The 19,477-nt window shown below is 62.2% G+C and carries 20 protein-coding genes; 12 read left to right on the plus strand and 8 right to left on the minus strand.

Features of this window, described 5'->3' with window-relative positions; genetic code table 11:
* Nucleotides 1-279 precede the first annotated feature (279 nt).
* The 4 genes from CQ13_RS14950 (at nucleotide 280) to CQ13_RS14965 (ending at nucleotide 4,010) form a co-directional block, all read left to right on the plus strand.
* On the plus strand, nucleotides 280-999 hold the full coding sequence (locus CQ13_RS14950) for a response regulator (protein ID WP_057843627.1): 720 nt from the start codon (nucleotides 280-282) through the stop codon (nucleotides 997-999).
* The gene (locus CQ13_RS14955; RefSeq protein ID WP_082637480.1) at nucleotides 996-2,522 is read left to right on the plus strand and encodes a sensor histidine kinase; all 1,527 of its coding nucleotides are present in this window, start codon (nucleotides 996-998) and stop codon (nucleotides 2,520-2,522) included. Before CQ13_RS14950 ends, CQ13_RS14955 begins: the two co-directional genes overlap by 4 nt.
* Before the next feature lie 142 nt (nucleotides 2,523-2,664).
* The gene (locus CQ13_RS14960) at nucleotides 2,665-3,384 is read left to right on the plus strand and encodes a DUF899 family protein (protein ID WP_057843628.1); all 720 of its coding nucleotides are present in this window, start codon (nucleotides 2,665-2,667) and stop codon (nucleotides 3,382-3,384) included.
* 38 nt (nucleotides 3,385-3,422) lie between these two features.
* The gene (locus CQ13_RS14965) at nucleotides 3,423-4,010 is read left to right on the plus strand and encodes a GNAT family N-acetyltransferase (protein WP_057843629.1); all 588 of its coding nucleotides are present in this window, start codon (nucleotides 3,423-3,425) and stop codon (nucleotides 4,008-4,010) included.
* A gap of 70 nt (nucleotides 4,011-4,080) precedes the next feature.
* Here CQ13_RS14965 and CQ13_RS14970 read toward each other — a convergent pair whose 3' ends face one another.
* The gene (locus tag CQ13_RS14970; RefSeq protein ID WP_245309185.1) at nucleotides 4,081-4,908 is read right to left on the minus strand and encodes a ThuA domain-containing protein; all 828 of its coding nucleotides are present in this window, start codon (nucleotides 4,906-4,908) and stop codon (nucleotides 4,081-4,083) included.
* A 261-nt stretch (nucleotides 4,909-5,169) separates the two neighbouring features.
* Here CQ13_RS14970 and CQ13_RS14975 point away from each other — a divergent pair, with 261 nt between their 5' ends.
* Complete coding sequence (locus CQ13_RS14975; RefSeq protein ID WP_057843672.1) at nucleotides 5,170-6,159, plus strand: Bug family tripartite tricarboxylate transporter substrate binding protein; 990 nt, start codon at nucleotides 5,170-5,172, stop codon at nucleotides 6,157-6,159.
* Nucleotides 6,160-6,314: 155 nt separating this feature from the next.
* Here CQ13_RS14975 and CQ13_RS14980 read toward each other — a convergent pair whose 3' ends face one another.
* Complete coding sequence (locus CQ13_RS14980) at nucleotides 6,315-7,562, minus strand: glycerophosphodiester phosphodiesterase family protein (protein ID WP_057843673.1); 1,248 nt, start codon at nucleotides 7,560-7,562, stop codon at nucleotides 6,315-6,317.
* Between the two features lie 185 nt (nucleotides 7,563-7,747).
* Here CQ13_RS14980 and CQ13_RS14985 point away from each other — a divergent pair, with 185 nt between their 5' ends.
* Together CQ13_RS14985 and CQ13_RS14990 are read left to right on the plus strand one after the other, a co-directional pair.
* Nucleotides 7,748-8,062: a hypothetical protein gene (locus CQ13_RS14985; RefSeq protein WP_057843631.1), complete on the plus strand. Its 315-nt coding sequence runs from the start codon at nucleotides 7,748-7,750 to the stop codon at nucleotides 8,060-8,062.
* Between the two features lie 222 nt (nucleotides 8,063-8,284).
* Entirely contained in the window at nucleotides 8,285-8,623 is a 339-nt protein-coding gene (locus tag CQ13_RS14990) for a twin-arginine translocation signal domain-containing protein (protein ID WP_057843632.1), read from the plus strand.
* A 77-nt stretch (nucleotides 8,624-8,700) separates the two neighbouring features.
* Here CQ13_RS14990 and CQ13_RS41075 read toward each other — a convergent pair whose 3' ends face one another.
* The 3 genes from CQ13_RS41075 to CQ13_RS15000 all read right to left on the minus strand — a co-directional run bounded on the left by CQ13_RS41075 (nucleotide 8,701) and on the right by CQ13_RS15000 (nucleotide 10,914).
* Nucleotides 8,701-8,955 carry a GCG_CRPN prefix-to-repeats domain-containing protein gene (locus CQ13_RS41075; protein WP_082637481.1) on the minus strand — a complete coding sequence of 85 codons (255 nt, stop codon included), beginning with the start codon at nucleotides 8,953-8,955 and terminating at the stop codon, nucleotides 8,701-8,703.
* 98 nt (nucleotides 8,956-9,053) lie between these two features.
* Entirely contained in the window at nucleotides 9,054-10,079 is a 1,026-nt protein-coding gene (locus tag CQ13_RS14995; RefSeq protein ID WP_057843633.1) for an alpha/beta fold hydrolase, read from the minus strand.
* Between the two features lie 130 nt (nucleotides 10,080-10,209).
* Nucleotides 10,210-10,914, minus strand: a complete 705-nt coding sequence (locus CQ13_RS15000; RefSeq protein WP_057843634.1) for an ArsR/SmtB family transcription factor — start codon at nucleotides 10,912-10,914, stop codon at nucleotides 10,210-10,212.
* Nucleotides 10,915-11,080: 166 nt separating this feature from the next.
* On the opposite strand from CQ13_RS15000, the gene CQ13_RS15005 reads away from it, so the two are divergent.
* Together CQ13_RS15005 and CQ13_RS15010 are read left to right on the plus strand one after the other, a co-directional pair.
* Nucleotides 11,081-11,389 (plus strand): NIPSNAP family protein, encoded by a 309-nt coding sequence (locus CQ13_RS15005; RefSeq protein ID WP_057843635.1) that lies wholly within the window; start codon nucleotides 11,081-11,083, stop codon nucleotides 11,387-11,389.
* Between the two features lie 67 nt (nucleotides 11,390-11,456).
* Nucleotides 11,457-12,269, plus strand: a complete 813-nt coding sequence (locus CQ13_RS15010) for an isocitrate lyase/PEP mutase family protein (protein WP_057843636.1) — start codon at nucleotides 11,457-11,459, stop codon at nucleotides 12,267-12,269.
* 67 nt (nucleotides 12,270-12,336) lie between these two features.
* Here the strand turns inward: CQ13_RS15010 and CQ13_RS15015 are convergent, their stop codons facing one another.
* Genes CQ13_RS15015 through CQ13_RS47120 form a run of 3 tightly spaced genes read right to left on the minus strand, consistent with a single transcriptional unit; the run spans nucleotide 12,337 to nucleotide 13,701 of the window.
* Nucleotides 12,337-12,747 (minus strand): hypothetical protein, encoded by a 411-nt coding sequence (locus CQ13_RS15015; RefSeq protein ID WP_057843637.1) that lies wholly within the window; start codon nucleotides 12,745-12,747, stop codon nucleotides 12,337-12,339.
* Nucleotides 12,695-13,390 (minus strand): c-type cytochrome, encoded by a 696-nt coding sequence (locus tag CQ13_RS45640; RefSeq protein WP_430649688.1) that lies wholly within the window; start codon nucleotides 13,388-13,390, stop codon nucleotides 12,695-12,697. Before CQ13_RS45640 ends, CQ13_RS15015 begins: the two co-directional genes overlap by 53 nt.
* On the minus strand, nucleotides 13,387-13,701 hold the full coding sequence (locus CQ13_RS47120; protein ID WP_156433684.1) for a hypothetical protein: 315 nt from the start codon (nucleotides 13,699-13,701) through the stop codon (nucleotides 13,387-13,389). Before CQ13_RS47120 ends, CQ13_RS45640 begins: the two co-directional genes overlap by 4 nt.
* Before the next feature lie 78 nt (nucleotides 13,702-13,779).
* On the opposite strand from CQ13_RS47120, the gene CQ13_RS15030 reads away from it, so the two are divergent.
* The 3 genes from CQ13_RS15030 (at nucleotide 13,780) to CQ13_RS15040 (ending at nucleotide 18,880) form a co-directional block, all read left to right on the plus strand.
* Nucleotides 13,780-17,286 carry an indolepyruvate ferredoxin oxidoreductase family protein gene (locus CQ13_RS15030; RefSeq protein WP_057843640.1) on the plus strand — a complete coding sequence of 1,169 codons (3,507 nt, stop codon included), beginning with the start codon at nucleotides 13,780-13,782 and terminating at the stop codon, nucleotides 17,284-17,286.
* Between the two features lie 193 nt (nucleotides 17,287-17,479).
* Nucleotides 17,480-18,463 carry a transporter gene (locus CQ13_RS15035; RefSeq protein ID WP_057843641.1) on the plus strand — a complete coding sequence of 328 codons (984 nt, stop codon included), beginning with the start codon at nucleotides 17,480-17,482 and terminating at the stop codon, nucleotides 18,461-18,463.
* A gap of 90 nt (nucleotides 18,464-18,553) precedes the next feature.
* Nucleotides 18,554-18,880: a GcrA family cell cycle regulator gene (locus tag CQ13_RS15040; RefSeq protein ID WP_057843642.1), complete on the plus strand. Its 327-nt coding sequence runs from the start codon at nucleotides 18,554-18,556 to the stop codon at nucleotides 18,878-18,880.
* Nucleotides 18,881-19,477 lie beyond the last annotated feature (597 nt).

Below are 19,477 nucleotides of genomic sequence, written 5' to 3' on the forward strand. Positions count from 1 at the left end.
TGCGACAAAGATGGCTCACCGGGACAACGTTCTGCGACAGCTTGCGCCTAAATTGCTTCAGCCAGATCGGGGAATCATGCACATGAGGCCGGTTCCCGCTCGGATCGGCCGGCATCGGAATCGGGATCCTGCGATCCCGATCCGATGACGCGACGGTCTCAGTGAAGCCAGCCACAAGCATTTGATTTCGGTCGATCACACGCGGCCGATACATTCTGTTACACTTTATCGATGGGTTGGGTGCAGGACTTCAGTATGATCCGGGACGGAGCAAACTAGATGGACTCGGCACCGCACATCGCCGTCGTGGATGATCATCGCGATATTCGCGATCTGGTCGGCAAATACTTGATGCAGCATGGCTACCGCATTAGTCTTGCGGAGAGCGCTGTTGCGCTCCGCCGCTTGCTCGAACGAAGTGCTCTGGACCTGGTGGTTCTTGACGTCATGATGCCGGGCGAGGACGGACTGTCCCTCTGCCGCCATCTGCGCAGCACCACGGATCTTCCCGTTATCCTGTTGACCGCGATGGCTGAGGAGACCGATCGAATCGTCGGCCTGGAAGTAGGTGCCGATGACTACGTGAGCAAACCGTTCAATCCCCGCGAACTTCTCGCCCGTATCAAAGCAGTGCTTCGACGAGTCCAAAGTCTTCCGCCGCAAAAGGGCCGGCTTGCGACCAAGGTTGTACGCTTTGATCGATGGACCTTTGACGTCAACCGGCGCGAGTTGACGGGCGACGACGGCGTTGCTGTGCCGCTCAGCACGGCGGAGTTCCGCCTGTTGTGTGCATTTCTTGACCATCCCGGCCTGGTACTCAGCCGCAATCAGCTTCTCGACCTGACGGTCGGCCGGGATGCCGATCCATTCGACCGGAGCATCGACAATCAGGTCAGCCGCTTGCGGAAAAAGATCGAGGCCGATCCGAAAGTACCAGCCTTGATCAAGACTCACTGGGGCGGTGGATACAGCCTCGCCGCCCAGGTCGAGCAGCCATGATGAGCTTGTGGAAGCGTAGTCTTGCGGCCCGTTTCATCTGTTTCACGCTGCTGTCTTTAGTGCTGTCACAAGCAATCGTGTTCTTCATTTCGTGGGATGAGCACGGGCAGGCGATTCGGAAGGCCGCGAAAGGCGAGATATTCAGCCGGTGCGCCTCGCTCGCCCGGGTCCTGGAGGCGACGCCTCCAGCGCTGCAGAGCGATATCCTTAATGCCAGCAACACCAGTTCAGCGAGATATTGGATATCGACCAACGGTCTGAAGGATGCCTCCGCGTGGCGAGAGGAGGCATGGGAGCGCTTGGCGCAGCCATTGCCGCGCCTATCTTTTCCCGGTCACAACGTGCCCGCCGAGGTGAGACCGGATTTCGCCCGAAACACTGCCACCACCAGCAGCGCCACCTCCTCACACTGGATCGACCTAAGGCCGGAAGCCTGGCCGCTGTCCCGACCAGCGAAATTTCTTTATCTCGATGATGCCACCGGCATGGGTTTGGCCGTTCAGTTGGCAAACGGCGCATGGCTGAACACAGCATTTGCCAAACCCGCGCAGGACGGCTTCTGGACCTCCAAGTCCACCTTGGCACTCGGCCTCTCCGCGTTGTCGTTGTCGATTATTGCCGTATTCGCCGCTCGAGGGATCGCGCAACCATTGCGCCGCTTGGCGGTAGCGGCCGAAGCCTTCGGCCGTGGTCAGGAGATCGTACCGCTGCCGGAAACCGGCCCCGACGATATCCGGCGTACCGCCGAGGCATTCAATCGCATGCAGGAGCGCCTGCACCGTTTCGTCGACGACCGCACCAGAATGCTGGCTGCCATCGGCCATGATCTGCGCACACCTCTGACCTCGCTCCGTTTGCGTGCGGAGTTTGTGCCCGACGAGGACGTCCGCGAGAAAATGCTCTCCACAATTAGCGAGATCCAGACGATGACGGAGGCGACTCTCGCATTCGCTCGCGAAGATGCGACCGCAGAAAGCACGCGGACCGTGGACCTCTCGGCTCTCGTGGAAAGTCTCTGCGATGATCTCGCTGAACTCGGTTATGACATCTCCTTTTCTGAAGGGCAGAAGATCAGCTATAGCTGCCGACCAGACGCACTGCGCCGCGCGTGCCGCAACCTCGTCGAGAATGCCATCCGGTATGGCGAGCGCGCGCGCGTCAGCGTGGAAAGGCAAGCGGATAGTGTCGAAATCACCGTCTCGGACGACGGCCCCGGTATTCCAGACAGTGCGAAAGAGCAGGTTTTTACGCCGTTTTTCCGGATTGAGAATTCGCGGAACCGCGAAACAGGAGGCGTGGGTCTCGGCCTTTCCATTGCCCGGACCATTGTCCGCCACCACGGCGGCGATATCGTCTTAACCAATAAGCAGAAGGGGCTGCAGGCGGTCATTAGCCTGCCAGCGCTGGACGGCGGGCCGCCGCCTCCCATCAGCCGCCCGGTCGCAGGAGCGAGGGACGTTACCAGCGCTCTCGAAAAGGCAGGGCCTTCGTCGGTGGCCACGCCAACGGCTGCCACTCATTGATCAGGTGACGCAAAGATAACTGACTTCGAAGGTCATTTGTGCAGCACGTTGGTGTGGTGCGGCAAGCGGGTGCGATAGGGAACTCGCTACTCATGGATGAGTTTGTTTCTGGGTTCGCAGACCTTCAATCCGGAGGGAAGCCATGGAGCATCTCCGCTACCCGAACGAAACTGCCGAGTACCGTGCTGTCAGAAACGCGCTTCTAGACGACGAGATCGCACTTCGTGCCCACATTGAAGCTGTGGCAGCCAAGCGCCGCGCCTTGCCGCTCGGCGGCGAAATACCGGAAGACTATGTATTCGAGCGGATCGGCAAGAATGCAGCGCCTGAGAAGGTCAGGATGTCCGAGCTGTTCGGTCCGCATGACACGCTCATTCTGTACAGCTTCATGTATGGACCCGAACGGGAGCTGCCGTGTCCCGGTTGCACGCACTTGCTCGATGGGCTCGACGGTGCGGCAAGACACATCGGCCAGCGAGCTGCACTTTACATTGTCGCGAAATCCCCCATCGCACGTCTCGCCGCGTGGGCTCACGAGCGCGGCTGGGACCATCTGTCGTTTGTGTCTACGGCGGGCAATAGCTACGACGCGGATTATTTTGGTGACACGTCGAAGTTTCCCAAGGGCTTGCGTGCGCAGCATCGCGTTCCGGATGGCGAGAACTGGGACGAAACGATCTTCAACGTGTTCAAGAAGAGTGGCGGAGCAATCCGTCACTTCTGGGGTTCAGAGATGAGCTTCGCACCAACCGAACCCAATCAACATCATCGCGCCGGAGATCTGGTAGACCCCTTGTGGGGTCTGCTCGATATGACCCCCGAAGGGCGTGGAGACTTTTTCCCCAAGGTAAAGTACGATTGACCCTCGGATCGACGGTCCGTGATGGAGGGAGCGACACGATGTCGGCGGTGCCAGAAGTCAAGTCCGCAGGCGCGGACGACCGGGCAAACGCGATCAGCACCATTGTGCTCGGCTTTGCGGCCGATCCGATGGCGCGTTTTGCTTGGCCCGATCCGTCCGAATACCTCAGAACAATGCCTCGGATGGTCAATGCCTTCGGCGGCCGGGCTTTCGAGCATGGCACAGCCTACATCACCGAAGGGGCCCGCGCTGCCGCCTTATGGCTGCCGCCGGGCGTCGAGCCGGACGAAGCAGAAATGGACGCAATCATGGAGGAGTCCCTGCGCCCGGAGATCGCCGGGGATATCGCGGCCATCATGAAAGGAATGGCCGAACATCATCCGCATGAGCCGCATTGGTATCTGCCTCTTATCGCCGCCGATCCGAAATGGATCGGGCAAGGGCTTGGCGCGTTGCTGATGAAACATGCGATTCGGCGATGCGACGAGGAGGGGATCGCGGCCTACCTCGAAAGCTCGAACCCGCGCAACATTTCGCTCTATGAACGCCACGGCTTCAAAATCACCGGGAGAATCCAAAGCGGCTCTTCGCCAGTGGTGACGCCGATGCTGCGGCCCGCATCCTGAACGCTCGACGCGCTCGCGCTATCACCGTGCATCTCAAGAATAAGCGCAATTGCGCTTACTCCGAGAGGTTCTAGGGCGACCTTCGCATTGACCAGAGGATAGCGTTGGTGAGGAATCGCTGGAAGCGCGCGTCCCGCCAAACTGACGGCTCGTGGCCTAGTGCCGTATAGAACACGCGTCCCTCGCCGTAGAACCGAGTCCATGCGAGAGGCCAACCATAGAATCGTTGATGCACGCCAGCCTTGCCAAGGTCCACCGAGCCTGGATCGAGGCGCAGGAGCACGCGTGATCGACGATAGTCGAAGTCGCTGATTTGGTAGATCTCGTCCTCGACCTGCAACGATTTCCCGAGGAAAGCTACCAGAGGATCGCGCGGATCAACCACCTCGATGGTGACGGTCTGATGCCAGGGATGACCATTGAAGTAGCCGCCGACGAGGTCGAGATAATCCGGCCAGGCGTAGAATGTGTCCGTCGCCGAATGAACACCGAGGAAGCCGCGGCCCGAGCGCACAAAATTGAGAAGAGCTGCCTTTTGCGCCTCGCTCATTGGCAGTTCTCCTGACGTGTAGAACATCACCGCGGCGTAGCGTCCGAGGTTAGCGGGGGATAATTCGGACGTATCTTCCGTTGCCGTGACTTCAAAGGCGCCCGAATCCCTTCCAAGCTGGGTCAGGATTGCCTCGGAAAGCGGTTTGACATCATGCCGGTAGCCGGCCGAGTGCGTGAAATAGAGGACGCGCTCGCGCGCGGCTTGCGCATGCGCGCTTAGCGGTCGGATGGCCGCCGCGCCGCCGAGGAGCGCGATGAAATCGCGTCGCCGCACAATCCCCTCCGCTAAATCCAACCAGCAATGTATTGAAAGAAGCTTAGCACAGGTCGGCCCGGCGCTGGCCATGGGCCATCGCTACTCTCTGCCGTCCTATGCAACGCCACGTGCAGTTCATGCCTTCGGCTCTTTGGGGTCCCCATAGGCGATCGAGATTTGGCGGGCTGCCGCCGTCGGTATTTCGCGTCTCGGAAAATGCCGGTTGCGAATGCCATGATTCGGTTGGCCATCCGCGAAAGCTCGTATCTGATGTGCGCCAATCTGTCCCGCCTTTCACCTATGGCAGGGGCGGGACGATGCGGTACGCTCGTTGAAAATCAGGGAGCGAATATGCCAATGAGAATCAGCCGCCGTCACTTTATCGCCGCCGGTGCGGCCGCCACCGCAACGCCTTTCCTCGTGCGTGGCGCCTCCGCGCAAGCCGCCTGGCCGTCGCGGAATATCCGCATGGTCTGCAGCTACCCGGCGGGCGGGCAGACGGACCTCTTGGCGCGCGCCTTCGGCGATTACATCTCCCGGCAGGTCGGGCAGACCGTCTTCATCGAAAACAAGGCGGGCGCCTCCGGCTCGATCGGCGCGGCGGAAGTGGCGCGCGCGGCGCCGGACGGCCACACCATCCTGTGCTCGATTTCGACCACCTATGTGATGAACCGGGTCATGATGAAGAACCCCGGCTACGACATGGACAGAGACCTGACGCTCGTCAGCATCATCCCGGGCGCCGGGCTGCTGCTCGTCGCGAGCCTGGCGTCCGGCGTCAAAACGCTGGACGATTTCGTCGCGTTCGCACGCAAGAAGGGCCAGGTGAACTTCGGCACCTATAGCGCGGGCTCGGCCCCGCACATGACGATTAACGAACTCAACAAGCAGTACGGCCTCAAGATAGAACCGATCCACTACCGGGGCGAGGCGCCGATGTGGACGGGTCTGATGGACGGCACGCTTGACGTCGCGATGGGCAGCTACACGGCCGCTCAACCCGTCTTGCAAGGCAACCACGGCGTGGTGTTCGCGGTGCATTCGAAGAAGGTAGCTGCGATCCCGAGCGTCAAGACCCTTCCCGAACAAGGCGCGACGTCGAAGTTCTTCAACGTGAGCGGCTTCACCGGCTGGGCATTGCCGAAGGCGACGCCGCAACCGATCGTCGATCGGCTTTCGGAACTCTGCGTGGCCGCCAACAACGATCCGAAAGTGAAGGAAGTTCTCGCCACGTTCGTGCTCGAGCCGGCGCTTGGCTTCAAGGAAAGCAATGCTCTGTATCAGCGCGAATTGCCGACCTGGATCGAGACCGCGCAGGCCCTCGGCCTGGAGCCCGCGTAGCGACCAGGATGTAGATGTAGGGTGGGCAAAGCCAACGGGTCGCGCGAATGCGCGCCCGATGACAGGCTCCGCGTGCCCACCATCAAAACGGGATTGTGGATGAATGGTGGGCACGGCGCTTGCGCGTCTTTGCCCACCCTACGAGCTCGAGCCCGTCACTTCATCCCCGTACAACTCGCATAAAACGTCGTCGTCGCCGGCCAGTCCGAGAACATGCCGCGGATGCCGACCTGTTTGGCGAGCACGTCCAGCACCGTCAGCGTATCGCCGTCACGATCAACCGCCGATTTGATCGACTTGTGGTAGAAGCCGCCGCCCTTGTGCAGCGGGCCGTCGCGTTCCAGCGACCAGCCGATCAGGCCGAGCCCGGCTGCCTTAGCGGCTTTCGCGTATTCGGACGGGACGATTTCTTGTCTGTCGTTCAGCGTCAGCATGGTCCAGATCGGCGGGCCGAGGATCGTGACGCCTTGCGACTTCAATTCCGCCATCGACGGTTTCCACGTCTCCGGCTTCTTGGGATCGAGACCCTGTTTTTCGTAACGCTCTTCAAGATAGACCGCCTGCTTCGCGAATTCCGGTTCGGTCTTCACCCAATAGAGCACGTCTGCGAGATTAAAGCTTTGCGCAAAGACATCGCTCGGCGGAATGCCGGCCTTCTTGTAGGCGTCAAGCATCTGCGACGCGTATTTCTCCTGGGTGTAATCGCCGTCGAACGGCATCGGCACCTCGGGCGCCTTGAGCTCAGGCGTGAACTTGGCGCCGAGACCTTTGATCAGTGCGATGCTCTCGTCATGGGTCATCAGCGTGCCGGAATTGGCGTAGAGGTCGGTGCGCCAGCGCGGCGTGCCGTTCTGATACTCCTCAGGCGTCTTCGCGTCGGGATTGAAGCCGTCCATCTTCGCGCGCAGCCGCCGGAATTCGGCGAGCGTGATGTCTGACGTGCAGCACTTTGCAGAGGCTTTCTTGCCGGTCGCGGAATCAGCCGAGCTGAAGGCTTGCGTACATTTTGCGGCAAGCTCCGGCACGGTCAGAATGTTGGTGGTGGTATGCAGGTCGCACTGCGAATGGCGGCACACGAGCTGGCGGTCTTTCGTAAACGTCACGTCGCATTCGATGATGCCGGCGCCCATCCGGGCGGCGGCAATATAGGATTCCCTGGTATGCTCAGGAAATTCCAGCGCGGCGCCGCGGTGGCCGATGGAAAAATCGGTCTTGCGAAACGGCCCAGTGCACTGGCTGAGTTGTTGCTTCAGCGGCCCCTCCTTCATCTTGTCGACGAGATAGAACGGCCGCGGGCCAATCTGTGGCTCGCGCGGCAGCAGGATGTCCTCGGCCGCGGCGGGAAGGATCGCGGTCAACAGCCAGAGCGCTGAGAGGAGGGCGGAGCGATGGCGGACGGGCATGGGTGGCACCTCGGATAACGCATTGCGCGCAGCCTTGATATCACGGAGCATGTGACAGTTGCATGTTGAAGGGATGTAGGTGCGTAGGGTGGGCAAAGCGCAGCGTGCCCACCATTTCCTGCACTGTTGTTGATGGATGGTGGGCACGCTGCGCTTTGCCCCCTACAAATCTTTGGGAGAATGACATGCCCGCAGCCTTTTTCGTCGTCCGCGCCACCGTGTCCGATCCTGCCAAGCGTCAGGCCTTCGACACCTGGTACTCGCGCGAGCACCTGCCGGATGCGATGAAATCGTTCGGCGCGGTGAGGGCGTGGCGCTATTGGAGCGCTACCGATCCATCGCTGCACGAGGCGATGTACCAGTTCACGGACAAGGCTGCGCTCGATCGCGCGATCGAGGGACCAGAGCTGAAGCGGCTGGTCGCTGACTTCAACCGCGACTGGCCGGACGTGACGCGGACGCGCGAGGTGCTGGTGCTTGCCGAGGAGCGGGTGGCGTAAGACGCGAGACGACGTGTCCATCGTAGAGAAGACGCGTGGTCACACATATGCCGACGCGGAATTCCGCAACGACGACAAAAGTTCCGCTGCAAACAACAGCGAGCGAAAATAGTTCTCGATCGACTCCGTTCGCGACAAAGCTGAACACGCAGTTCACCGCGCATTCATCTCGGCGCCGTGAAACTCTCTTTCTTGCACACAGCAAACGGAGGAAGGGATGTGATGGAACGCCGCCACTTTCTGAAGCTCGCTCTTGGATTTGCTGCAGGCGGCGTCGCGCTTGCAGCGAGCGCGCAGGCCGCGCCGCTGATGCCGGCGCCGCTTGCCGACGACGACAAAATGCCCACCAACAAGGATGCTCAACCCGCCGTCACATCAGGCGATGAGGTCGATCGGCTCTCGGTCGAAAAAGTGGGCTGGGGCCGCGGCCGACGTCGCGGTTGGGGCCGAAGGCATTGGGGCTGGCGCCGCCGCCGTTGGCGCCGCAGGCACTGGGGTTGGCATCGCCGCCGCCGTCGTTGGCGCCGCCGATACTGGCGCCGTCGTCGTTACTATTGGTAAATCGCGGTCAGGAATTGTTTGAGCAAGCCAATAAAAAAAGCCCCGCGCGAGCGGGGCTTTCGTCGTTATTGGAATTCTCAGTAAGCGCGGCAGCGTCCGTAGCGCCACACGGTGCCGTAGGGGCACACGCGGCCGGGCCGCACCACGACGGTTCGAGCTGGAGGCCGCACCACGACGACCGGGGGCGCCGGCCGAACAACGACCCGGCGATTGGGTTGGCAGCCGCCATAGGGACCGCGATGCCAGCCGGGGCCGCATCCGCCCGCGGCTTCCGCCGCGCTGAAGCTGGCAACGGTGCCCAAGGCCAAAACTGCTGCGAAAAGGTACTTCATGTTTTCTCCCGTTCTTGGCCGCGAGGCGGCACGTTCGGAACCTAGTCACGAACACCTGAATGGAACATGAATGTCGTGATTCGTAATCTCGTGATTTGTCATGGGGCTACGGCCAGAAATCCGAGCACCAGCTCGTCGTATTTCGCCGACGCTTCCAAAAAGACCAGGTGTCCGGTGTTCGGAATCACCTCGGCCCTGCCGCGTGCCATCTTGGCGGCGAGCGCCTTGGCCAGCTCGGCGTTCTGTCCCATCTTCGGGCGCAGCGCCTCCGGCGCATTCGCTTTTCCCGGCGCGTTATGATCGTTGGCGCCCATCACGAACAGCGTCGGCTGCGTGATCAGCGGGATCTCGTGCACGACAGGCTCGCGATAGATCATCTGTGCGGAACTAACGAACGCGCGCAGCCAGCGCGGATATTCGGCGCTTCCCTTGATGTTGAAGCGCGCATCGATGAAGGGCGTGATCTGTTCGGGCGGTAGTTTGAGGGCGTAGTTGGTTTCGAGCTGTTTGCGATAGGCGTCCGCTGTAAGTTTATCTTCGTTCTCCAAAATCTTTTCGGTCGGCGTCGGCGGGACGTAGAGCCGGTAATCCTCCAGGCCGATCGGAGCGGTCATTACCAGATGCGCGATCCGGCCGGGGTAGGCGCGTGCGATCCGCACCCCGAGCATGCTGCCGAGCGAATGGGCCACGATATCGGCCTTGGCGATTTGCAGATGATCGAGCAGCGCGATCGTGTTGCGCGCCAGTGTATCGAAATGCAAATCGCCTTGCGGTTTTGACGATTTTCCAAAGCCGATCTGGTCCGGCACGACCACGCGGTAACCGGCATCGCTCAAGGTCTTGATGACCGGCGCCCAGTAGCTCGATGGAAAATTGCGGCCGTGCAGCAGCACCACGGTGCGTCCATTGGGCTGCGCGGGAGCTATGTCCATATAGGCCATCCGCACCTGCTCGCCGTCATTGACCAGCGGCAGCAGATGGACGGGGTAGGGATAGGCAAAACCTTCGAGCGCAATGCCGTAGGGTTCGCGTGTGGCCGGTCGTTCGGTTTCCGCCGCGGCCGCAGCCAATAACGGCATCGCGGAGAAGGCGACTGCTACAGCACCGATGCATATCCGTCGCATTGCAAAACTCCTGTCCTCGAGACAGGGGCGTATTGATGCCGAGCTCTCGCACTGTAAAGACTTTGCAATTCACGTTTTGGCGAGAGCGCCAGTTGATTAACCCTCATGGTGAGGAGGCGCGCAAGCGCCATCACGAATGAGCTTCGCTGCTCCCAAACAGCGCTGCGAACCGCTTTTCGCCGGCGCGCGTGAAATTCACGACGCGGCTGCCGGGCGCGGGATCGCGCGCCGCCCAGTTCAATTCGGTGAAGCGGTTCATTACCGCAGCGCCCAGCGTGCCGGCGAGATGGTGCCGTCGTTCGCTCCAGTCGAGACAGGCTTTGCACATGGGCCGGCGCGGGTGGGCGAGCATATCTGCGTCGATCTGCAGCGCCTCGGCGATGAAGCGCTTGCCTTCGCCGGTGAGTTCGATCGCCTGTTTGGTTTGCCGGACCAGCTTTTGTTTTCGCATGCTGTCGAGCATCTGCACGCCGAGATCGCCGGCCAGATGATCGTAGCAGATCCGGGCGCGGCGCAGCGCCGGCTCCTTCGGCCCGGTGCGCACGCGCGTGTGCCCGGCGCGCTCGGCAAGGCCCGCCAGCCCTTCGAGCACGCCCGCGACATCGGGGCCGGTGAGGCGGTAATAGCGATGACGGCCCTGCTTCTCCGGCTCGATCAGGCCGCCGGCCTCGAGCTTGGAAAGATGCGAACTCGCGGTCTGCGGCGTGATGCCGGCCTGATGCGCCAGCTCGCTCGCGGTCAGCGCGCGGCCATCCATCAGCGCGGTCAGCATGTTGGCGCGGGCGGGATCGCCGACCAGGGAGGCGACCATGGCGATATCAGGACCTGCTTTCATAGTTCGATGATAGCCGAAGCATCGATGACACGCAAGCGGGTAGTATTGCCTCGAACGTCATCGCGGGCGAAGCGAAAGCAATCCATCGCGCCACGAGCGAAGGAATGGATTGCTTCGTCGCTAACGCGCCTCGCAATGACGGAGTGAACCATCGGAGTGCCAACCAATGACCGTCACCGTCTTCATCCGCTATCAACTCGACCCGTTCAAGCGCGCCTTGTTCGAAGAATATTCCAAAAACTGGCTCACCATCATTCCGAAATGCGGCGGCGACCTGATCGGCTACTGGATGCCGCACGAGGGTACCAACAACATCGCCTTCGCGCTGATCTCGTTCGACAACCTCGCATCTTATGAAAGTTACCGGGCGCGGCTACGGTCAGACAGCGAAGGCAAGGCCAATTTTGATTTCGCCGAGGAGAACAAGTTCATCCTCGCGGAGGAGCGGACGTTTCTGCGCAAGGTCGTGGCGTGAGACGTCTGGCGGAGCAGACGCAGCGTTACTATGTAGGCGGCGCCAACAAACCGAGGGGGAGCGACCCATGCTGACATCTGCTGACAAACGCGCCGCATTCAGGAAGTTGCACGAGAGCGGATGCTTCATCATCCCCAACCCGTTTGACGTCGGCAGCGCGAAGGCGTTGCAGCATCTCGGCTTCAAGGCGCTGGCGTCCACAAGCGCCGGCTTTGCCTGGACGCTGGGCAAGGCCGACAACCACGTCACCGTCGACGACGTCTGCGCCCATCTCGCCGCGATCTGCGCGGCGGTCGATATTCCGGTTAACGCCGATTTCGAGGACGGCTTTGCGCACGAGCCGGACAAGGTCGGCGCCAATGTCGCGCGCGCCGTCACGACCGGCGTGGCCGGCCTGTCGATCGAGGATTTTACCGGAGACAACACAAAGCCGCTGTTTGATCGCCCGTTGGCGGTCGATCGCATCAAGGCGGCGCGCCAGGCGATCGATGCCGACGATAGCGGTGTGCTGCTCACCGGCCGCTGCGAGGCGTTCCTGCGCGGGCAGAAGGATTTGAAGCTCGTGATCGACCGGCTCACCGCCTATGCCGAAGCCGGCGCCGATTGCCTCTATGCGCCCGGCATAGCAACGCCGGAAGAGATTTCGGCAGTCGTGAAAGCGGTGCATCCAAAGCCGGTCAACCTCCTGGTCGGCGCGGCCGGCCCGTCGCTGCAGGCGGCCTCCGATCTCGGCGTGCGCCGCATCAGCGTCGGCGCTTCGCTGGCGCGGATGGCCTGGGCCGGCTTCATGAAGGCGTCAAAGGAGATGGCGGAGAAGGGCACCTTCGGCGAATTCGCCAACGGCTATCCCGGCGGCGAGATCAACAAGATGTTCAGCTAGGGCAAGCGACGCGCAAAAGAAAAGCAGCGGGCTTTAAGCCCGCTGCTTTGTTAGCGTATGTCCACTCTTACTGCTTGGAGCGATCGACCTCGGTGCCGGTCGGGTTCTGCGACGGCGGCGTCGGGCGACTGGTCGCGGCGCCGGTGGTCGTGCCAGGATCGGTGTTGGTGCGCGGCGTTACGTCACGCATGCCCGGAGGCGCCGACGGGTTGGCCGGCTGCGTCTGCTGCGCGGTGTTGGTCGACGAGGTACCGGCCTGCTGCACGCTGGTGTTGTTCAGGCCATAGAACAGCGCGCCGAGTACGAGCGCGATGGCAACGGCGAACATCGCGACCTTGCCGCCACTCGGCGGTCCTTCGGACAGCGCGGGATCGGGCTGCAGCTCGTTGTCGAGACTGTTGAAGCGGGCCTGACGGCCGACTTCTTCATCGCTCAGGCCGGCGCGGTAAGGATCCTTCGGATCGGGTTGGTATGCCATGAATGGGTTCCTCCGTTAGCATCCCGAAGTCAAGCGCAGGGACAATGGCTGGCCTGCGCGGATGTTCCGCGCCAACATTGCAACTCGGTAATGTTGGAACCCGTGACTCCCTCAGGGTCCGCGCGTTGACGATGGCGTTCCCCGGATGCAGCGCAGCGCGCCGTTCTTGCGGCGTGATGCTGCTAATCCGGGGTCCAGAGAAGCGTGGGTCCCGGCTCTGCGATGCAGCGCTGAAAAAGGGCTGCATCGCGTCCGGGACACGATCATTTACGCCGCGATCATTTCGCCGCGCGTTCGCGACTTCCGCCGCCGTCACCAGCGGCGCGGCATTGCCCCAGGCATTGCGGATATAGTTCATCACATCGGCGATCTCCTGGTCGTCATCTTGGCGGCATAGCCCGGCATCGATCCCTTGTTGGGGGCGCGCGGCGTCGTCACGGTCTCGGCGCCGTCGAGAATGACGCGCAGCGCAGAGCGGGCGGTAGAAATCGTCATCGTTCCACGCGCCGAGTCCGGTTTCGCGATCCGGCGTCAGGTTGGGCGCGTAGATGCCGCCGAACGGCGTGTCGATCCGCTTGCCCCCGGCGAACGGCTTTGCGGGATCGGCGGTGTGGCAGCTTGCGCAGTCGCCGGCGCCCGTCAGCGCCTGCCGCGCGCGATGTCGTCGGCCATCGCCGGTTCGCCCTTGGGCTGGGCATGACCTTGCCGGCTATGAACGCAGTGCACAAAAGCAGTGCCGCGAGAATCGCCCGCATGGTCGTCCCTGACCGATTGACCTTCCCGAGCGTTATAGCGCGAAAGTGCACACAGCGGGGCGGCATGCCATTTCGCGCCGAGGCTTCCGGACGACACAAACCGAAAAGCCGCGCCGATTTTCCCGGCACGTTGTTGCGAAGTTTGAGGGCGCGGCTTTCTTGCCGAGATTTGTGGTGCGCGGCCGGGAAAAACCGACATAGACTGGTTCTAACGAGCTCAGATGCTTAGCTAAAAAAGCGTCGTCACGATCAAGGCTTACCGCCAAAGAGGGCTGCAATGGGAATTAACCAGGGTCCGATCAGTCTCGATCAGAAGTACACGCAAGGCTCCGGCCACATTTTCCTGACCGGCATCCAGGCGCTGGTCCGCCTGCCGATGGCGCAAATCCGCCGCGACCGCGCCGCAGGGCTCAACACCGCGGGCTTCATCTCCGGTTACCGCGGCTCCCCCTTGGGCGGTTACGACCAGCAGCTCTTCGCCGCCCGCAAACATCTCGAGCAGTACAACATCAAGTTCCAGCCCGGCGTGAACGAGGATCTCGCGGCCACCGCGATCTGGGGCTCGCAGCAGCTCAATCTCTCGCCCGGCGCCAAGTACGACGGCGTGGTCGGCATCTGGTACGGCAAAGGCCCCGGCGTCGACCGCTGCGGCGACGTCTTCCGCCACGGCAACACGGCCGGCTCGGCTAAACATGGCGGCGTGCTGTGTCTCGCCGGCGACGATCATGGCGCCAAATCCTCTACCGTCCCGCATCAGTCCGACCATGCCTTCATCTCCGCGCTGATGCCGTACCTCTATCCCTCCAGCATTCATGAAATGATCGAGATGGGCCTTCTGGGTATCGCGATGTCGCGCTACTCCGGCTGCTGGGTCGGCATGAAGGTGATCACGGAGACGGTGGAAACCACCGCCGAGATCGACCTCACCGACGAGATGACGCCGTTCGCGATCCCGACCGATTTCGAGATGCCGCCGGGTGGACTCAACCTGCGCTGGCCCGACGACCGCTATGCGCAGGACCTGCGCCTGCAGGACTACAAGGGCTATGCCGCGATCGCGTTTGCGCGCGCCAACAAGATCAACCGCATCACGATGGATTCGCCGAATGCCCGCTATGGCATCATGGCATCCGGCAAGAGCTACGAGGATATCCGTCAGGCGCTGCGCGAGCTCGGGATCACCGAGGAGGTCGCCGCCAAGATCGGCTTGCGGCTTTACAAGATAGGCATGCCCTGGCCGCTGGAGCCCGAAGGCGTCCGCAACTTCGCCATCGGCCTCGAAGAAATCTTCATCGTCGAAGAGCGCCGCGAGATCGTCGAGAACCAGGTCAAGCAGGAGCTGTTCAACTGGCGCGACGACGTTCGGCCGCGCATCGTCGGCAAGATGGACGACCACGACAAACGGTTTCTCACCTTCGCCGCGGAACTTTCGGTCGCCTCGCTGGCAAGCTCGCTGACCGAGCGCCTGCTTCGACTTAATCTCAATCCCGAAATCGCCGCGATGCTGCGCGCCAAGGCCGACTGGTTCAATGGCCGACAGGCGACCCAGATGCAGGCGGTGGCACCGGTCACCCGCACGCCGTATTTCTGCTCGGGCTGTCCGCACAACACCTCGACCAAGGTGCCGGAAGGCAGCCGCGCCTTTGCCGGCATCGGCTGCCACTTCATGGCGCTGTGGATGGACCGCAACACCGAGACCTACACCCATATGGGAGGCGAGGGCGTGCCGTGGGTCGGCGTCGCACCCTTCACCAAGGAAGCGCACGTGTTCGCCAATCTCGGCGACGGCACCTACTTCCACTCCGGCAGCCTTGCGATCCGCCAGGCGATCGCCTCGGGCGCCAACATCACCTACAAGATCCTCTATAACGACGCGACCGCGATGACCGGCGGTCAGCATGTCGACGGCGAATTATCGCCGCAGCAGATCACCTTCCAGCTCCACTCCGAAGGCATCCGCAACATCTACCTCGTCTCGGAAAATCCCGGCGCCTATCCGGCGTCCGAGATCGCGCCCGGCGTCAAGACCGCGCATCGCGACGAACTGCAGGACGTCATGAAGACCTGCCGCACCCTGAAGGGCACGTCGGCGATCGTCTTCGTGCAGACCTGTGCCGCGGAAAAGCGCCGCCGCCGCAAGCGCGGCCTGATGGAAGACCCGGCGCGCCGCGTCATGATCAATCCGGCCGTGTGCGAAGGCTGCGGCGATTGCTCGGTGCAGTCGAACTGCATCTCGGTCGAGCCGCTGGAAACCGAGATGGGCCGCAAGCGCACCATCAACCAGTCGACCTGCAACAAGGATTATTCCTGTCTCAAGGGCTTTTGCCCGTCCTTCGTCACCATCGACGGCGGCAAGCCGCGCCGTCGCGCGCCGGCCAGCCTTGACGGTACAGGTGTTGGCGACATCGGCAATCTGCCGGAGCCGGCCTCATTCCCGTCGTTGGAACGGCCCTACAACATCGCGGTCGGCGGCGTCGGCGGCACCGGCGTCTTGACCATCGGCGCGCTGCTCGGCATGGCCGCCCATATCGAGGGCAAGGCCAGCATGATCCTCGACATGTCCGGCCTGGCGCAGAAGGGCGGCGCGGTGCTGAGCCACGTCCGGCTTTCCGAACACACCGCCGATGTCACCTGTTCGCGGATCGTCACGGGCACCGCCGATCTCGTGATGGCCGCCGACGAGGTGGTCGCCGCCGCCAAGGATACGATTACGCTCTGCGAAGCCAGCCGAACCGTCGGTGTCATCAATACCCACGTGATCCCGACCGCCGACTTCATCCTCAACCGAGATTTCAATTTCCAGAGCCGCAAGGTCAACCACGTGCTGGAGACCGAGCTGCGCAAGGACTCGTCGTTCTACGATTTCACCAAACCTGCCGAAGCGCTGCTTGGTGACTCCATTGCTACCAACATCATGATGCTGGGCTATGCCTATCAGAAAGGCCTGCTGCCGCTGTCGGCAAAGGCGATTCTGCAGGCGATCGAGGTCAACGGCGTTTCGATCAAGATGAACACGCAGGCCTTCCAGCTCGGCCGTTTGGCTGCCGCCGATCCGGCGCGGCTCGACTCCATGATGAAGGGCCAGGACGACGTTGTCGCGCCGAAGACGCTGGATGCAATGACGCTGGACGAGATCATCGTCCATCGCAGCGCGCACCTCGCCGACTATCAAAATACCGCCCTCGCCGAGCGCTATCGGGCTCTCGTGAAGCGCGTCCGCGATGCGGCGATCGACGGCGGCTATGGCGAGGCGCTGCCGCGCGCGGTTGCGGTCAATTACGCAAAACTGCTCGCCTACAAGGATGAGTACGAAGTCGCGCGGCTGTTCACCGATGGGCGGTTCGAAAAGCAGCTCCGCGACCAGTTCGAAGGCGAGTTCAAGTTCAATTTCAATCTGGCGCCGCCGATCCTCGGCGGTGGCCTCGATGCGCTCGGCCGCCCGAAGAAGCGCGCCTTCGGCGCGTGGATGATGCCGGTATTTCGAACATTGGCAAGGCTGCGCTTCCTGCGCGGCACGCCGCTCGACATCTTCGGCTACAGCGCCGACCGCAAGCTCGAGCGCGACTTGATCGTGGCTTACGAGAAGGATGTCGGCACCGTGCTAGGACTGCTGTCGCCGGTCACCCACGACACCGCGGTCGAGTTGTTGTCCTTGCCCGACCGCATCCGCGGTTACGGCCCGATCAAGGAGAAGGCGGTGCACGACGCCAAAGCGCGCCACGAGCAGCTCTCGGCGGACCTTGCCAACCCGCCACCCGCTCCGCGGCAGTTGGCGGCGGAGTAACGCTGCCGAAGGGTGGGCAAAGACGCGAGGCGTCGTGCCCACCATCGCTCAACGATCGCGGTGCCAAATGGTGGGCACGCTTCGCTTTGCCCACCCTACGGGGTTGTCTCCAGAGCTTTGATCGGGTGTAGTCGCCATCAGCTTGCCACTGCGTTGACGCATTGCCTGCTTCACACCAGCAACGGGTTAGCGGATGGACCAGCCCCTCGACGACATTGGCATCATCTCCGCCTATCGCTTCGCGGGCGACGGCTCCGCGACGAAGCTCGATGTCGCCAACCTCGATGCGGAACTCGCCGATCCGCACGGCTGGTTGTGGCTGCATTTCAATCTGTCCAACCGTCGCTGCCACGACTGGCTCGCCAGGAGTGCTGCGCTGTCCGATGTCGCGCGCGAGACCCTGCTCGATGCGGACGAGCATATCCGCCTCGATATCTTCGATGAAGAGATCGCCGGCGTTTTGCCCGACCTGCATCAGGAGTTCATGCAGGAGGGCGACGATCTCCTGCGGGTGCACTTTGCGATCTCGTCGAAGCTGATGGTCACTGCCCGGCGCAAGCCGCTGCGCGCCATCGAGCTGACGCGGCGTGCGCTCGATAGCGGCCGCAAGTTTCCCACCCCGGTGTCGCTGTTCGATGCGATCGTCGACCAGTTCGCCGATGTGATCGGACGCTATTCGGCAGGACTCGGTGACGAGCTCGACATCGTCGAGAATCATGTACTGCACGACGAGATCGACGATGAGCGATTGCGGCTTGGCCGCGTGCGCCTGCAGGCGATCCGCACGCGGCGGCAACTCTCGCAGATCCGTGCGCTGTTTCATCGCATGGAGACGCGCGAGGACGTCGAATCCGAAACCCTGCTGTCGGCGATGCGCAAGCTTGCGCAGAAGTTCGACGCGCTCGACTACGAGTTCAGCGCGATCTACGAGCGCGCGCGGCTGCTGCAGGACGAGATTGCCGGCCGCATGACGGCGATCACCAACCGCCGCCTGTTCACGCTGTCGGTCCTGACCGCGTGCATGCTGCCCTCGACGCTGGTCACCGGCTTCTTCGGCATGAACACCAAGGACATGCCGCTCCAGACCGGGGACGGCGGCACCTGGTACGCGCTTCTGCTGGTGATCGCGGCGGGAGGACTAACCTGGTGGCTGCTCAGGCGAACCAAGGCCCTGTAGGCCGAGAGCCGGACAAATCTCGCCGCATGTCGTTCAAGCAACGTCAGCAACGACTAGCCTGTCGCTCGCAGTCGATGTATAATCATCTTCATGGGTTGGGATGCGAAAGACGTAGCACTGCTCAAAAAGCTCTGGGCCGATGGCCACAGTGCCGGTCAGATCGCAAGTCGGCTAGGCCTTAGCCGTAATGCGGTGAGCGCCAAGCTGCAGCGCTTGGGCCAGAAGCGCGGTCGTAAGCCGCCAACCGCCAACCCCAGGATCGTGTCGGTGCCGAAGCGAAAGGTGGCGCAGTTGGCCTGTGCCCGCCCGGCGGACAAGGTCGTGTCCCCGCGCAAGCCGGCGGCAACGCAGCCCAAGGAATTCACCAAGCGCCAGCTTTACGCGATGCTGGTTGATGCGGTCAGGAATACCGGCTGACACTTGCTGATTGGGCGTCGACAAATCAGCGGGCGCCGATCATGCGCATCGAAAACCGTCCCAAGCCCGCTGCGCCAAAACACGAATTTCACTTGCCTATTCAACGTGATTTGGGTCGTCCAGATCGCGCGGCGAAAATATATCGCTTCTCATTACCCCCAAATCAGCTCCATCTTTGCGCCATCCCGCCTCATCGAAGAGGGGCGTACGCGTCGTCACGATACGTGGAGTGCGGGGAGCGGTGGACGCGAGGGCGCTCGCGCGCGCGAGGCATTGCAGGGCGGCCTTCGGGCTGTGAGCAATTAATCAGCGCAGGACGAGCGGCGCATTTCGCGTACGGCAAAACCGTGTGGTCCTGGCACCCGTGGCTGGTGTCAAGTCGGCGGAGGTTTTGCGAGGCCCGACCGGGTTTCCAATACCTTCAATCCGCCGGCGATGGAGGCAAGAGGAATTCGTCTCCAGGGAGAGCACGGCATAAGCCGTAAAACCACTGCGCAGGGAAGGCCGGTTGTTTCGGCTGATACCTGTATGCTCGTGTGCGTATCTTTGCGCATTGCCTGCACACGAGACCGCGGGTGCCAGCCAGCACCCGGTCTT

This window comes from Bradyrhizobium retamae (assembly GCF_001440415.1).
GTDB lineage: Bacteria > Pseudomonadota > Alphaproteobacteria > Rhizobiales > Xanthobacteraceae > Bradyrhizobium > Bradyrhizobium retamae.